This is a genomic window from Xaviernesmea rhizosphaerae, from assembly GCF_001938945.1.
Taxonomy (GTDB): domain Bacteria; phylum Pseudomonadota; class Alphaproteobacteria; order Rhizobiales; family Rhizobiaceae; genus Xaviernesmea; species Xaviernesmea rhizosphaerae.
Genome location: NZ_MKIO01000027.1, coordinates 1 through 12,824 on the forward strand (window position 1 = coordinate 1; position 12,824 = coordinate 12,824).

11 protein-coding genes and 2 pseudogenes are annotated in these 12,824 nt (G+C 62.4%); 1 reads left to right on the forward strand and 12 read right to left on the reverse strand.

The genetic code is table 11. From position 1 onward, the window contains the following. Positions 1 to 122: 122 nt before the first annotated feature. The 6 genes and pseudogenes from BJF92_RS09665 to BJF92_RS09675 form a co-directional block, all read right to left on the reverse strand. Positions 123 to 334, reverse strand: a pseudogene (locus BJF92_RS09665) (transposase); the annotation flags it as partial. A gap of 61 nt (positions 335 to 395) precedes the next feature. Continuing rightward, a complete protein-coding gene (locus BJF92_RS09670; protein WP_075634554.1) occupies positions 396 to 2,240 on the reverse strand; it encodes a hypothetical protein in 1,845 nt (614 codons plus the stop codon). Then, positions 2,233 to 2,385 (reverse strand): hypothetical protein, encoded by a 153-nt coding sequence (locus BJF92_RS25545; protein WP_158032217.1) that lies wholly within the window; start codon positions 2,383 to 2,385, stop codon positions 2,233 to 2,235. The genes BJF92_RS09670 and BJF92_RS25545 overlap by 8 nt, the downstream gene beginning before the upstream one ends. A gap of 335 nt (positions 2,386 to 2,720) precedes the next feature. After that, positions 2,721 to 2,876, reverse strand: a complete 156-nt coding sequence (locus BJF92_RS25550) for a hypothetical protein (RefSeq protein WP_158032218.1) — start codon at positions 2,874 to 2,876, stop codon at positions 2,721 to 2,723. An 18-nt stretch (positions 2,877 to 2,894) separates the two neighbouring features. Continuing rightward, entirely contained in the window at positions 2,895 to 3,068 is a 174-nt protein-coding gene (locus BJF92_RS25555) for a hypothetical protein (protein ID WP_158032219.1), read from the reverse strand. 97 nt (positions 3,069 to 3,165) lie between these two features. Continuing rightward, entirely contained in the window at positions 3,166 to 5,244 is a 2,079-nt protein-coding gene (locus tag BJF92_RS09675) for a DNA/RNA non-specific endonuclease (RefSeq protein ID WP_078057960.1), read from the reverse strand. Between the two features lie 135 nt (positions 5,245 to 5,379). Between BJF92_RS09675 and BJF92_RS26050 the strand changes: the two are divergent. Continuing rightward, positions 5,380 to 5,591: pseudogene (locus tag BJF92_RS26050) on the forward strand (IS256 family transposase); the annotation flags it as partial. Positions 5,592 to 5,615: 24 nt separating this feature from the next. On the opposite strand, the gene lhgO reads toward BJF92_RS26050, so the two are convergent. From lhgO to BJF92_RS09705, 6 genes are read right to left on the reverse strand one after another with little or no spacing between them, the layout of a single operon-like run. Continuing rightward, positions 5,616 to 6,833, reverse strand: coding sequence for an L-2-hydroxyglutarate oxidase (gene lhgO, locus BJF92_RS09680; RefSeq protein ID WP_075634556.1), 1,218 nt, complete (start codon positions 6,831 to 6,833; stop codon positions 5,616 to 5,618). 28 nt (positions 6,834 to 6,861) lie between these two features. Next, positions 6,862 to 7,812 carry a nucleoside hydrolase gene (locus tag BJF92_RS09685; protein WP_075634557.1) on the reverse strand — a complete coding sequence of 317 codons (951 nt, stop codon included), beginning with the start codon at positions 7,810 to 7,812 and terminating at the stop codon, positions 6,862 to 6,864. Positions 7,813 to 7,824: 12 nt separating this feature from the next. Beyond that, complete coding sequence (locus BJF92_RS09690; protein WP_075634558.1) at positions 7,825 to 8,853, reverse strand: nucleoside hydrolase; 1,029 nt, start codon at positions 8,851 to 8,853, stop codon at positions 7,825 to 7,827. 24 nt (positions 8,854 to 8,877) lie between these two features. Next, positions 8,878 to 9,870, reverse strand: a complete 993-nt coding sequence (locus BJF92_RS09695) for an ABC transporter permease (protein WP_075634559.1) — start codon at positions 9,868 to 9,870, stop codon at positions 8,878 to 8,880. Then, positions 9,858 to 10,910 carry an ABC transporter permease gene (locus BJF92_RS09700; RefSeq protein WP_075634560.1) on the reverse strand — a complete coding sequence of 351 codons (1,053 nt, stop codon included), beginning with the start codon at positions 10,908 to 10,910 and terminating at the stop codon, positions 9,858 to 9,860. The genes BJF92_RS09695 and BJF92_RS09700 overlap by 13 nt, the downstream gene beginning before the upstream one ends. A 2-nt stretch (positions 10,911 to 10,912) precedes the next feature. Then, positions 10,913 to 12,439, reverse strand: coding sequence for an ABC transporter ATP-binding protein (locus BJF92_RS09705; RefSeq protein WP_075634561.1), 1,527 nt, complete (start codon positions 12,437 to 12,439; stop codon positions 10,913 to 10,915). Between the last annotated feature and the right edge of the window lie 385 nt (positions 12,440 to 12,824).

A 12,824-nucleotide genomic window follows, 5' to 3' on the forward strand; every position in this document is an offset into this window, starting at 1 on the left:
AGGCTCATAACCTGAAGGCCGCAGGTTCAAATCCTGCCCCCGCAACCAAAACATGCCTAAGACTTACATCATAAGCCTCCTCGGGAGGCTTTCGGCGTTCGCAAGTCCTGGTGGTTGCGCCCGGCCAAAAGCTCCCTCAGCTTGGCATTCTCGTCCTCGAGCGCCTTCAGCCTGCGGGCACCCGACACGTCCATGCGCCATACTTCGCCTTGTACTTGTAGAAGGTTGCGTCCGAGATGCCGTGCTTGCGGCAGACATCGGCCGTCTTCGCGCCCGCCTCCTGCTCCTTCAATATCCCGATGATCTGTTCTTCCGTGAACCGTGAACGTTTCACTCGTCCGTCTCCTTGATGTGACGAACTCTACCAAATTCTGGAGGAAGTTCAGGGACCCAGGTCAACATAAGGGGCCGCCCCTTTTTCTTTGGTCGAACAGAAACGGCAGGAAGACAAAAAGCAACGTTGCGAGTAACCCGACCAAGACAGGCAGGCTCACCCGCAGCCACGCAAGTTCCTCGAGAAACGGAGGGCCCTTCAGCATCTCGCTCGTCTGAAGGGCCGCCTCTGACAGGGGCTGCCGTAGAAAAGCCGGAACGATTGCCCCCCAGTCGGCGTCCTGCTCATCCACATTGGCAAGACTGAAGGCGGAAAGGCGGATAAACTCGTCGAGTTCCGACTGGAAGAATTTATAGCTCACGGCGACCGAAGTGAGTGCGGTGAGTACTCCAATCAGCATCATTCGCAGAGTATCGATCCGGCGACCGAAAGCCTGCGCAATGGAAGACATGGCCAGAAGCGATGCGGTCGTCAGCAGCAGCGCTAGAACAACCCCGGCGTTCCCGACCGACGCGCCGGCGAAACGACCGAACTCCTCGAACGTGATGATCGTATCGCGGAGGGGGCTTGCATCCGCTCCACCGAAACCACCAGGCGTGACCAGAGCGGCAGTCAAGCTTTGCGATAAATAAGCCAGGCCTTCGATCGAAATGAACGGAAGTGCCTGGGTGAGGACCATCCCCACTGCCAGCACCATGGCGCGAAGCCAGCGCAGCCTGATTCCACGCCCCATGTTGAGCACCATGATCGCCGTCAGGCTTTGCAGCAGCGCGACGATGGTCGCTAGAAGCACCGTATCCCAGATCATGCTTCCTTGGTGGAAAGCCATCAGCCAGACAAAGACAATCGCTGCTGCGAAATAGCGCAGTTTCGGGCTGCCAAGTCGCTGCGGATTGGAGAGCAGGGCGATGCGCTCGTCGGGCGGGAAATGGCTCAGCGCGGTCGAAACATAGGCGAGTCCCCGATCGCGCAATGTCGTCGTTCGGACCGTCGGATCAGAATCGAGCCGTTCAGAGAAGGACCTCAACCCACCGCCCCAGATGCCCGCACAGACATCGGCACGCATCTCAACGAGTGCAACCAGAAAGGCCGAGTAACGGCGCACCACGTAGCGCCCGAGCAGCAGCGGAAACACCACGATTACGGTGGCGCACAGGATTGCCATGTGCACCGCCAGGATGTTGCTGAATGAGGCTTTCATCGGGAACACGCCGAGGTCCGTGTAGGCGACAATCAGTCCCGCTGCGCAGAGACAGACCGCCATCGCTCCGTCGGCCGCGAAGGTCGCCGCCCCGGCAACGAGGCTCTGGAGTCGGATCGCCGATAGGTCCTTGTGCACGAGGTGAGCGACCTCGTGACGTAGGATCGACAGCGCCAGCGGATCGTCGCGCAAGAGGCGCCCTGCAAGCCCCGCAGTGACCTCGATTGCCTGTCCGGTTCGGTCTTCATAAGCGTGCGCCGCAGTTCGAAAATTCGGCTGGCAAATCAATTTGGGCGATGGGCTGCCAGTTTCTGAGAGCGACTGCCAGATCTGCTCAAGGATTGCATGCAACTGGTCCCTGTGCACCGGGGGTAGGCGCATGCCCGACGCCTGCGCAAGCTGGTCCGACCGGGTCAGGCGGCACCATTCCCGCACTCCGCCGATCGCGAGGGCAGGGATCGGCAACACGAAGCCGATAATCCACGGCAGGAGCTCCCAGATTGAATCCTTGGCGAGGTCATATCCGGAATAACTCGCCGTCGTCGTGACAACGAAGGCAAAGCCGAGCGAGAACATGAAGCCCGGCAGCACATAGGCCAAGAGCGGCCCGAGAATGGCCAAGAAGATCAGCCGGTGTGCGCGAATCTCGGTCGTACAGACATCAATGAGCGACCGGTCGCCGACGCTCTCGTCACCTCTACGCATTAAGTGCCTGCACGAGTTCGGGGCTGTGCAGCGTGGTAAGAAGCGTCTCGATCTGCTCGGGCGAAAAACCTGCGCGAGTCGCGGCCGCGCGCACTTCTTGGTCGGTTGCGCCAGCTTCCTCGGGGTTCGAGACCTTCTGGCGCAACAGCGACTTGATCGTATCGATCGTCGCATCAGCAAGCGCCTTGCCGCCCTTGTTGACGAGTTCCTTGGTGTAGGGTCAGGACCCATTAAATTCATGTCATCTGCGGGACGGATTTTGTGTCTGGCAAGGAGGGAAGCCGCAGGAAATGTCAGCCATTTTCAAGGCTTTCCGACGCAGTCCAGGCGCAAAATCCGTCCCGCCCGCAGGGTTCGCACGCATGGGCCGGCTGATCGCAAACAATGCTCGACAAGGCTGAAAGCCTTGCCTTGCGCTTGTTTGCTTCCATCCAATCCCATGCGCGCGAACAGATGGCATGAATTTAATGGGTCCTGACCCTAGCTCTTCCAGAGCTCCTGCCCGAGCGTGACGAGCAGCAACGGCAGCAACGGCCCGATGAATTCAACGCCGAAATCGCCCGGCCGCTTTTTCTGTGATGCCGCCTCTTCGAGTTTCGCGGCAAACTCGGCCGAGGTGTTCGCCTCCTCACTCATTTGATTGAGGCTAGAGCATCAGACTGAAAACCGAACGCAGTCCGATGCTCTAATTTTTTGTTTTTGCATCGGATTTTTCCGAAAACCGGTTCCCACTTTTCGGTCCGATGCTCTAGCTGCTGCAATCGGATCGCCACTCGTCTGCAAAACAGCGTCAGCCAACCAAACCGCAAAGACGTCCTTGTCGTCCATCGTCCTCTCCTCTGCCGAAGCCGACGCACCGCAAATTGCGGCCCCGCCCTGCCTTGTCCCGATCACATGCAGCTGAGCGATCCACGGCGCCGCTTGCTCACGCTGCCTTGGTGTCCGCGCGCAGCAGAACGTCGTCAAAGATCACACCAGTCTTCTCGGCTATCGTTGCGAGAGGCACCTGGTAGCGCGCATATTCGCCAGCGGCGAATTCGACCCCGAAGCGCGCGACCACATCGGCCTGCGAGAGCAAAAACCCATAGGTCCGAAGAGTTCGGCCGCCACCCGCATCCTGGGACGCGACCGCCACGACCTTCCAGAAGGTCAGCGGATAGCGAACGGGGCCGGTCCCGAAATCTTCGCTGGGATCGTCGTCAGCCAGGACCGGGCCGGCGAGGATGCAGGCGCGCGTGTCCCCACCAGTCTGCAGGTTCTGCTGGATATGGTTCTCGAACCCGCCCCAGAGACCAGCACCATTATCCCACTGCTTGCCGGGGTTCGAGCGATTGAAAGCGGCATGCTGCGGGGTGCAATTGGTCCAGTGAAATGTGTCGGAATTGCCGAACTCGACCTCGGTCGGCGTCTCACCCCAGGCATTGTCCTCGCGGCGCACGATATGTCCACGATCGATCTGGCCGGCGGGCGCATAGACGTCATGATCGGCCAGTTGAACTTTAGCAGGGATTCGCGGATCACCGATCCAGCGATCGTCACCGAAGAATTTCCGGCCACTCACCATGCGCTTGGCCTTATCGTAGTCGACATTGACAGCCGACCACATCTGCATCCGGCGGACGGCGTTCATCGCCAGGCTGTAATGATAATAATCGAGGACGCGAATTGCACCATCCTCCTTATACATTTCGCGGTCATGCGCCGGAGCAACGCTCGGCAGGGGCACGGCGATGCCGTTCCCCAGAAAATTGGGATCGTAGCCTTTGCGATCATCGTAGTTGGGATCGAAACGCAGCGCCTTTTCCGGCTCCAGCACCGACGGAGCGGGCGACACGATATCCATTGCTGTCGGCGTAGCCCCGCCCACAAAGATCGTTACGGGCCCCGAAAAGTTCATCGTCACGGCCATAGTATTCCTCGTGAATGATTGTGTGGTCGGAAGCAAAGTGGTCGATGCACCTTGGGGCGCTGCCTCCGGCACACCTTGGGCCGTGAGTTTGGCGACCTCGTCAGCCGGGTCGATGGTGCCGGCGAGCAATTCCTCAAGCAGGCGCTGGCCGGTCGGGTTCGCTGACTTGATCGCACCAAGCGCCTTCACGACGAAGCTGATACGCACGCCTTCATTGGCGATCCAATAGATCGAATCCTCGGGGTCGCCCGGATTCCAGACCGAGCCATCCTTGTTGAGGATGTCATTGCCGCGAAGCTTTGGGATTGAAGCATGGTGGAGAGCGCACACTTCCCAGGCATCGCTGAAGCCGGGCGCGCCTGATGAGCCGCCGTCCGTATCTGTTTCGTACCGCAGAAAGCCATCGTCGCGGATCTCGAGCAAGCGGTTGTTCGTCGTCGCGTATCGCTTTGCGCCACCATTTGGATATTCGATCATCATGATCGGCATGCCCGGCAGGATTTTCGCCCCTGAGCCGTTGATCGAGAGAAACTGGAGCGAAGAGAGCAATTCACCGGTGACTGCGGTCGGCTTCACCGCAACGATGGCGAAGTCGAGTTTCTGGTCAGCATGAAACAACGCATCGGGATCGAGTTCGAATGTGATTCCGCGCGCAAGACCGCTATCGCCCTGCTCGTAGAGAAAGTTGGCACCCGCGCCACGCGCGTTCGCCGCTTCGGGAAAGACATGCCAGTTGGTCAGCAGCACAGATGGCGAAATCAAGAAACCCGAGGCGAAACCCTGCGCCTCAAGCTTCGGGTCTGCCGAGACGACGATACGGGCGACGGGCCGACCGGCCGCGCGCGCCGCCTCTGATGGCGCATTACTGGACCAGTCGAGCGTCGGTCCAATTTGGCGCTCTATGAAGATCGGCAGCCGACCTTCGATCCGGAGCTCGCGCGCCTTTCGAAAACTGGCCCGCCGACTGTCGTAGCGTGCCTGAAGCGATGGTGACACTGAGGTGGTCGTGATCGTCGGCGGACTTTCACTCCAGCGTTTCGCCGCTTCAAGCAGCACTGCACGCCGACGCTGTTCGAACAAATCCGTAACTGCCATCTTCGCCCCTCCGAAGTTGCATAACGGTAAGTTACAATTACTACACGCAAAAGACAATTTTTAGCAAGTCGTAATTACGGCATCAAATATTGACCCGTGCCCATTTTCTGGATGAGATGGAAAGGACGGCTTCCTTTGGCACGACGAAAAGAGCCTGTTATCCCGGACTCGATTTTGGATCAGTTGCTTGGCGGGCGGACGCCAAGACTGCCTTTGATGGCGGCGGGCTGATTGACCACAGTTGAAGAAGGCGCTCGCCGAGGGCGCGCTGAGCGCGGAGCGCGGAGATGGGGCACCATCTCTCAAGCGATGGCGGTCGCGGCAACAGCCGCAATGGCTATGGAAAAGCGCTTGGAGCACCGGACTGGAAATCATACGCCATCCCTGGCGCTCCAGCCAAACCGCGCGGCAGCCCGGTCTGTGATCTCGCGGGCGATCGGCATGGCGGAGGTTGCCGCCGGCGAGGGCGCATTGCAGACGTGCACCGTGCGTGCGGTCTCGCGAATCACGAAATCATGCGCGAGGGTTCCATCGACAAAAACGGCCTGGGCGCGGATGCCCGGGCGATAGGGATGGAGGTCGCCGAGCACCAGTTCAGGGCAATAACGCTGGCAGAGGGCCAGATAGCGCCGTTTGCTCAAGGAATTGGCCATTTCCTCCAGCCCTGAACGCCAATTGTGACGCAGAAAGCGACGAAAGCCCGGATAGGCCAGCATTTCGGCGAGGTCGCCGGGCGCGACATGGGTTCGGTGATATCCCTCGCGCGCCAGAGCCAGAACGGCATTCGGGCCGACCGTGACATAGCCGCCGATCATCCGCGTCAGATGGACGCCGAGAAATGGCAAGGCAGGATCCGGCACGGGATAGATGAGATGGCGGACGATCCGGTCCTTGTCGGAGCCGAGACGAAAATACTCACCCCGGAAGGGTACGATCTGGAAATCGAGCGCCAGGCCGCAGGAGCGGGCTAGCCGATCGGCCATCAGACCGGCACAGGCAATGACGCAGCGCGCGCTGACCTCGCCGTTCGTCGTCTCGACCCGCACGTCCTGCGCAGACTCGCTGAGCGCCGTCACCGTTGTCCCGGTGCGGATCTCGACGCCGCGCTTGGCGAGAAGGCCTGCCATGGTGCGGGCGATTGCCGCATAATCGACAATGCCGGAGCTCGGCACGAACAGCGCGCCGACCCCGATGATCTGCGGCTCGCGCCGCTGCAACTCCGCGGCATCGAGCCGCTCCACCGTCAAGCCATTCTCGCGGCAGCGGCCCTCCAGTGCCGCCAGGCGCGGCAGTTCATCCGTGCCGGTTGCGACGATCATCTTTCCGCACTGGTCGAAAGGGATGTCGTGCATGCGACAAAAGGCCAGCGTCGCCTCGGCGCCTTCTTTGCAGAATCGCGCCTTCAGGCTGCCCGGCTGATAATAGACCCCGGCATGGATGACGCCGCTGTTGCGTCCGGTCTGATGGCTGGCAAGCTGGTCTTCCTTCTCTAGAACGACCAGCGAGAGATCCGGAAAGCGGGTCGAGACGGAAAGGGCGGTGGCGAGGCCGACAATGCCGCCGCCGATGACCGCCAGATCATAGATCATCGCCCATCCTCCCCCGTCTCGTTTCCCGTCAGACCGCTGCGTCCTTCTGCGGCGGATCGCGCAGCAGATCGAACATCAGCGCGAAGAAGCGGTCGGCATCCACCTCGTAAGCGATCCGGGCATTGTCCGGCTCGCCCCGTTCCTTCCAGAAATCGGCGACCGTCGCACCGAAGGCGAAGCTTCCATCGAGATCCACGGCGATGTGCGCAGGTCGCGTGCGCACCAGCGTCGGATCGATGACCAGCGCCAGCGCCAGCGGATCATGCATGGCGCCGCCGACACCCATGGAGTTGCGATGCAGCTTCTCGTAAAAGCGCAGCCAGTCCATCACGAGCCGGCCGAGCTCGGTATCGATGGTCGCCAGTTCCTCATATTGCGGCGCCTCGATCAGCACCTGCATGGTCACATCGAGGCCGACCATCGTGATCGGCACGCCGCTGTCGAGCACCAGCCGCACGGCTTCCGGATCGCAGAAGGCGTTGAATTCGGTTGGCGTGATGATCTCGCTCTTGCGGTAGAACACGCCGCCCATCCAGATCAGCTCCTTGATCTTCGGCAGCACGTCCGGATGCTTGAGCACGAGCAGGCCGATATTGCTCAACGGGCCGGTTGCGACGACGATGATCGGCTCAGGCGCGGCACGCAGCTTCTCGGCGAGGAAATCCACCGCATGCGCCTTGACCGGCGCGCGTTGCGGCATCGGGAGATAGGGCGATCCTTCGAGGCCGCTCGGGCCATCGGCCGTGCCGAGCACCAGCGGACGCGCAAGCGGGCGCACGCAGCCGGCAGCGACGGGAACGTGAGCGGCGCCGATGAAATCGAGAATGCGGATGGCGTTCGACGTCGTCTTGTCGAGTTCGGCATTGCCGCAGGTCGTCGTCACGGCGAGAAGATCGATATCCGGCGAACGATGCGCCATGACGAGGGCGATGGCATCGTCGTGGCCCGGATCGCAATCATAGAGAATGGGTGTGGGCATGGGGCTGATCCTTCAGGCTGCGCAGACAGAGGCGCGCTCGTAACGCGCCATGGTCGATTTGAAGATCGACAGGAAGCGGCGGCCATCAAGGCCGGTCGCGATCCGGGTCGTCCTGGCGCCGTCGCCTCCCGGCAGGATCTGGAAGCCGCGATAGGCCACCACCTGCCCGCGCGCCACGCCCTTTTCGATCACCACATCGGCAAAAAGCGGCGCTGTGGTGACGACGAGATCGGGCGCGAAGGCCAGTGCGACGGTGATGACATCGTCCATCGGGAAGCCCACAAGGCCGAAGAATTCGCGCCAGATGTCGATATAGATGGGAAAGACCTGCTCGATCATGCCGACCACGGGATTGTCCCGGGCGACCGCGGCCATGTCGGCGATGTCGTCGCGCGTCAGCATGCTGTCGGCGACCCGGTTGTCCTCACAGACATCCAGCGGCACGAGGATCTTGTCGACATCCGCGTTCAGCACGATGCGCGAGGCCTCCGGATCGGCCCAGATGTTATATTCGGAAAGCGGCGTCATATTGCCGGGCGTGGTGAAGTTTCCGCCGAGCACCAGCATGTTCTTGAGCAGCGACGGCAGCGCCGGATCCTGCAGGAATGCAAGCGCCGCATTGGTGGTGGGGCCGGTCGTGATCAGGGTGATCTCGCCAGGATTGGCGCGCACCGTCTCGATGATGAAATCGACCGCATGGCCGGGATTGGCCTTGCGCACAGGCTCGGGCGCCGGCGGGTTGAACAATTTCAGCCGCTCGCCGAACCGGGCCGTCAGCCGCTTCTCGAAATGAACCGGCGCCTCCATCGCCGCCTTCGCATGGCCGACGATCGGCCGCCAGGCGCCGGCATGGACCGGAATATCGTTGCGCCCGGCAAGCGACAGCGTGTTGAGCACGACATCGGTGACCTGCTTGATCGGGCCGGCCGCGCCCGTCACCGTGGTGACGCCTTCGAGAATGATCTCCGGATGGGCGGCGGCGAAAAGCACGGCGAGAATGTCATCGCCTGCCGAATCCACGTCGAGAATGATGCGCTGCATGAGGGGCCTTCAGGGAGCTTGAGGTCAGGAGCGGGACGCCGGCGCGTCGCGGCCGGCATCGGCGGGATGAACGGAGAGCGCACGGCGAATGGTCTCGGCCGTTTCGCGGAGGCGCTTGGGCCGGCCACGCCAGGACAAGGCGAAAAGCGCAACGAGCGCGACCGAATAGGGCACGGCGAGCACCAGATAGGAGGGAAAGCCGAAGCTCTGCAGGCGCAGGGAGAAGGCATCGGCAAAGCCGAAGAGCAGGCAGCCGGCCAGCACCTTCAGCGGATCGCCAGCCGAGAAGATCAGGATGGCGACCGCCATGAAGCCGCGGCCGGACGACATGTTCTCGGTGAACATGGTGATATAGCCGAGCGACATGTGCGCGCCCGCAAGGCCCGCAAACAGGCCGCAAAGCATCGAGGCGCCATAGCGTATGCGGGCGATCGATATTCCAAGCGCTTCGGCAGCCTCCGGCTTCTCGCCGACCACGCGGATGTAGAGGCCGAGCTGCGTGCGATTATAGACGAGGATGAGAAGCGGCACCGCCAGGAAGGCAACATAGACGAGCGGCGTGAAGCCGGAAATGAGCTGTGCGGACGAGCCCATGACATCGCGTGCGCCGGGGATCTGCACCTTGGGCAGCCCGACGATGCCACGGCCGACGACCGAGCCGCGCGTCCCGAAGATCGCCTTGAGCAGCGAGATTGTCATGCCTCCGGCCAGGATGTTCAGCGCCAGGCCCACCACCACTTCGTTCGCCCGGAAACTGACGACGAGCACCGCATAGATCAAGGCGAAGAGCAGAGCGGCCGATACGCCGATCAGCAGGCCGCCGAGCGAGGAGCCGGTGTAGATCGAGCCGACCACCGCGAAAAAGGCGGCGATCAGCATCTGGCCCTCAAGACCGATGTTGAAGATGCCGGCCTTCGTGGTGAAGGAGCCGCCGAGCGCGACGAGGAGGATGGGCGTCGTGGTGCGGATCGTGGCGACCAGCAGGGCGATATTGAAGAGATTGCCTAGAACTTCCATCGACGCTCCCCCGTCCGGTCGCCGCGCCGGCGCATGATGAGATCGGCGGAAACCGCCAGGATGATCAGCGCCTGAATGACGGTGATGATTTCGCGCGAGGCTGTGGTGTCCACCTCCAGCAACAGGGATCCGGCCCGCAGCGCGCCGAAGAACAGGGCCGTGAAGATCGTGCCCACAGGCGATCCATTCGCAAGCAGGGCCGCGATCAGGCCATCGAAGCCGAAGCCGGGGGCAAAGCCCTCCATGAAGCGATGGTGAACCCCCAGGGTCTCGACCCCGCCCGCCAGTCCGCCGACAGCGCCCGAAACGAGAAGGACGCCAAAGCCGACGCGCCGGACATCGATGCCGCCATATTCGGCAAATTTCGGCGCCGAGCCGACCATCGTGACGGCATAGCCGGCTGAGGTCCAGCGGAAGAAGGCGGCGGTGACGATGGCCAGGGCCAGGCCGATCAGCAGACCGAGATTGAGCCGCGAGAAGGAGAAGAGCTCCGGCAGATAGGCGCTCTCGAGAATGGGCGGGGTTTCCGACCATCCGCCCGGTCTCTTGAACAGGAAGATGGTGAAATAAGAGGTGAGGAGCGTCGCGATATAATTGGCAAGAATGGTGGAGACCACCTCGTTCGTGCCGAAGCGGACGCGAAAGAAGGCGGGTATGGCCACCCAGGCCGCACCAGCGACCACCGCCAGCGCCATGGCAGCCAGCACATGCAGCACCGGCGGCAAGGAGAAGGCAAAGCCGACCCAGGCGGCGGCGAAACCGCCGAGGAAGAGCTGCCCCTCGATGCCGACATTGAACATGCCGCCGCGCAGGCCGATGCAGGCAGCGATCCCGCAGATCAGGATCGGCGTTGTCTGCAGCAGCGTCCCGGCGATCTTCTCGGAATCGCCGAAGGCGCCGCGCATCAGTGTCACGAAGACCCGCACCGGGCTCTCGTCGATCAGCAGAATGATGACCGAACCAAGTGCCAGCGCGATGGCGATGGCGAACAACTGGCCCGCCAGTGTGCGTGCCCATCCGGTCGCAAGAAGAGTGCGCATCGTCAGGCCTCCGTCATGTCTGCCGGATCGACGCCGGCCATCATGAGGCCGATCGCGTCCTCGTCCATCGCTGCGCCATCGACGGCGCCCATGATCCGCCCGTCGAACATGATCAGGATTCGGTCGGCCAGAGCTTTGAGCTCGTCGAGCTGTGTCGAAATCAACAGAATGGCCCTGCCCTCCGCGCGTTGACGCATGATCTCGTCATGGATCCCTTCCTGTGCTCCGATATCGACGCCGCGCGTCGGCTGGTCGATCAGGAGCACGTCGCCGCCGGCGGTAAATTCGCGGGCAAGCACCACTTTCTGAATATTGCCGCCCGACAGGCTGCGGGCGGGATCCTCCGGCCCACGCGCGCGAATGTCGAAACGGCGGATCAGCGTCCACATCTCCCCATGCACGGCCGACCAGTCGATCACGCCGGCCCTAGCGAAGGGCGCCCTACGGTGCCGCCCGATCAGCATGTTGGCGGAGAGCGAGGCGGTGCGGTCCACCCCGCGCACCATTCGGTCACCCGGCACATGGGCAAGCCCGCCCGCGCGGATCGCAGCCGGCGGCAGGTCGAGAATGTCCTGCCCGTGCAGGCGGGCGCGGCCATGGCTGGCGGGTCGCAGGCCGGACAGCACCTCCGCCAGTTCGGTCTGGCCATTGCCGGCGACACCGGCAATCCCGACGATCTCGCCGGCGCGCACCGACAGGGACACGGATTTCAACGCGGCCAGCTGCCGGTCGTCCCGCACCCAGAGATCCTCGACTTCGAGCGCGACCTTGCCGTTAGTTTGCCCGCGCGGCCGGCGATCGAAGCTGACATCGCGGCCGACCATCAGCCGGACGAGCTCGCGTTTGCTGAGCGCGCTTTTGGGCTTCGTCGCCACCACGCGGCCATCGCGCAGCACGGTCACCGTATCGGAAACGGCCATGACCTCCTCGAGGTGATGGGAAATGAAGATGACGGTCATGCCGTCATCGACAAAGCTGCGCAGCGTCCGGAAGAGATCCCGGCTTTCCTGCGGCGTCAGCACGGCCGTCGGCTCATCCAGGATGATCGTGCGGGCATTGCGGGCCAGGACCTTGAGAATCTCGATGCGCTGCTCCATCCCGACCGAGAGGCCGGCGACGCGTTCGCGCGGATCAACCCTCAAGCGGAATTTCTCCGACAAGGAACGGGTGCGCTCCTCCTGCGCGGCACGGTCGATCAGGCCGTTGCGGCGGATCTCCATGCCGAGGAAAATATTGTCGGCGACCGTCAGGGACGGCACCAGCTTGAAATGCTGGTGCACCATGCCGAGCCCCTGCCCAATCGCCACCGCCGGGCTATCGACGATCATCGTCTTGCCGCCGATCGCGATCGTGCCCTCATCCGGCTGCAGAAGGCCGAACAGGATGTTCATCAGCGTGGTCTTGCCCGCCCCGTTCTCGCCGATGATGGCGTGGATCTCGCCGCGGCGGACAGCAAGATCGATCCCGCTATTGGCGGTGAAGGCGCCGAAGCGCTTGGTGATGCCCGAAAGGTCGACCGCAAGATCCATGAAAACACCATGCTCGTGAGAAGGCCGCGCCGCCGGAACGAGGCGCGGCGCGGCGACATCGAGGAAAGCAGGGACACCCGGCTGCGCCAGCGGTGCGATTTCGACATTTGCAACCGCGTGGCAGAAGCCTCACGGATCGCATGCCGAAGTCGTGAACTCCACTGGAGATGCAGATCGGCACCGGGACAGCTAGGGTCAGGACCCATTAAATTCATGCCATCTGTTCGCGCGCATGGGATTGGATGGAAGCAAACAAGCGCAAGGCAAGGCTTTCAGCCTTGTCGAGCATTGTTTGCGATCAGCCGGCCCATGCGCGCGAACCCTCCGGGCGGGACGGATTTTGCGCCTGGACTGCGTCGGAAAGCCTGGAAAATGCCCCACATTT

Excerpts from the sequence above, each read along its gene's own strand:
- BJF92_RS09690 (WP_075634558.1), bottom strand. The coding sequence starts at position 8,853 with ATGCAGCGCATCATTCTCGACGTGGATTCGGCAGGCGATGACATTCTC.
- BJF92_RS09675 (WP_078057960.1), bottom strand. The coding sequence starts at position 5,244 with ATGGCAGTTACGGATTTGTTCGAACAGCGTCGGCGTGCAGTGCTGCTT.
- BJF92_RS25555 (WP_158032219.1), bottom strand. The coding sequence starts at position 3,068 with ATGGACGACAAGGACGTCTTTGCGGTTTGGTTGGCTGACGCTGTTTTG.
- BJF92_RS09695 (WP_075634559.1), bottom strand. The coding sequence starts at position 9,870 with ATGGAAGTTCTAGGCAATCTCTTCAATATCGCCCTGCTGGTCGCCACG.
- BJF92_RS09685 (WP_075634557.1), bottom strand. The coding sequence starts at position 7,812 with ATGCCCACACCCATTCTCTATGATTGCGATCCGGGCCACGACGATGCC.
- BJF92_RS09705 (WP_075634561.1), bottom strand. The coding sequence starts at position 12,439 with ATGGATCTTGCGGTCGACCTTTCGGGCATCACCAAGCGCTTCGGCGCC.
- lhgO (WP_075634556.1), bottom strand. The coding sequence starts at position 6,833 with ATGATCTATGATCTGGCGGTCATCGGCGGCGGCATTGTCGGCCTCGCC.
- BJF92_RS25550 (WP_158032218.1), bottom strand. The coding sequence starts at position 2,876 with ATGAGTGAGGAGGCGAACACCTCGGCCGAGTTTGCCGCGAAACTCGAA.
- BJF92_RS09670 (WP_075634554.1), bottom strand. The coding sequence starts at position 2,240 with ATGCGTAGAGGTGACGAGAGCGTCGGCGACCGGTCGCTCATTGATGTC.
- BJF92_RS09700 (WP_075634560.1), bottom strand. The coding sequence starts at position 10,910 with ATGCGCACTCTTCTTGCGACCGGATGGGCACGCACACTGGCGGGCCAG.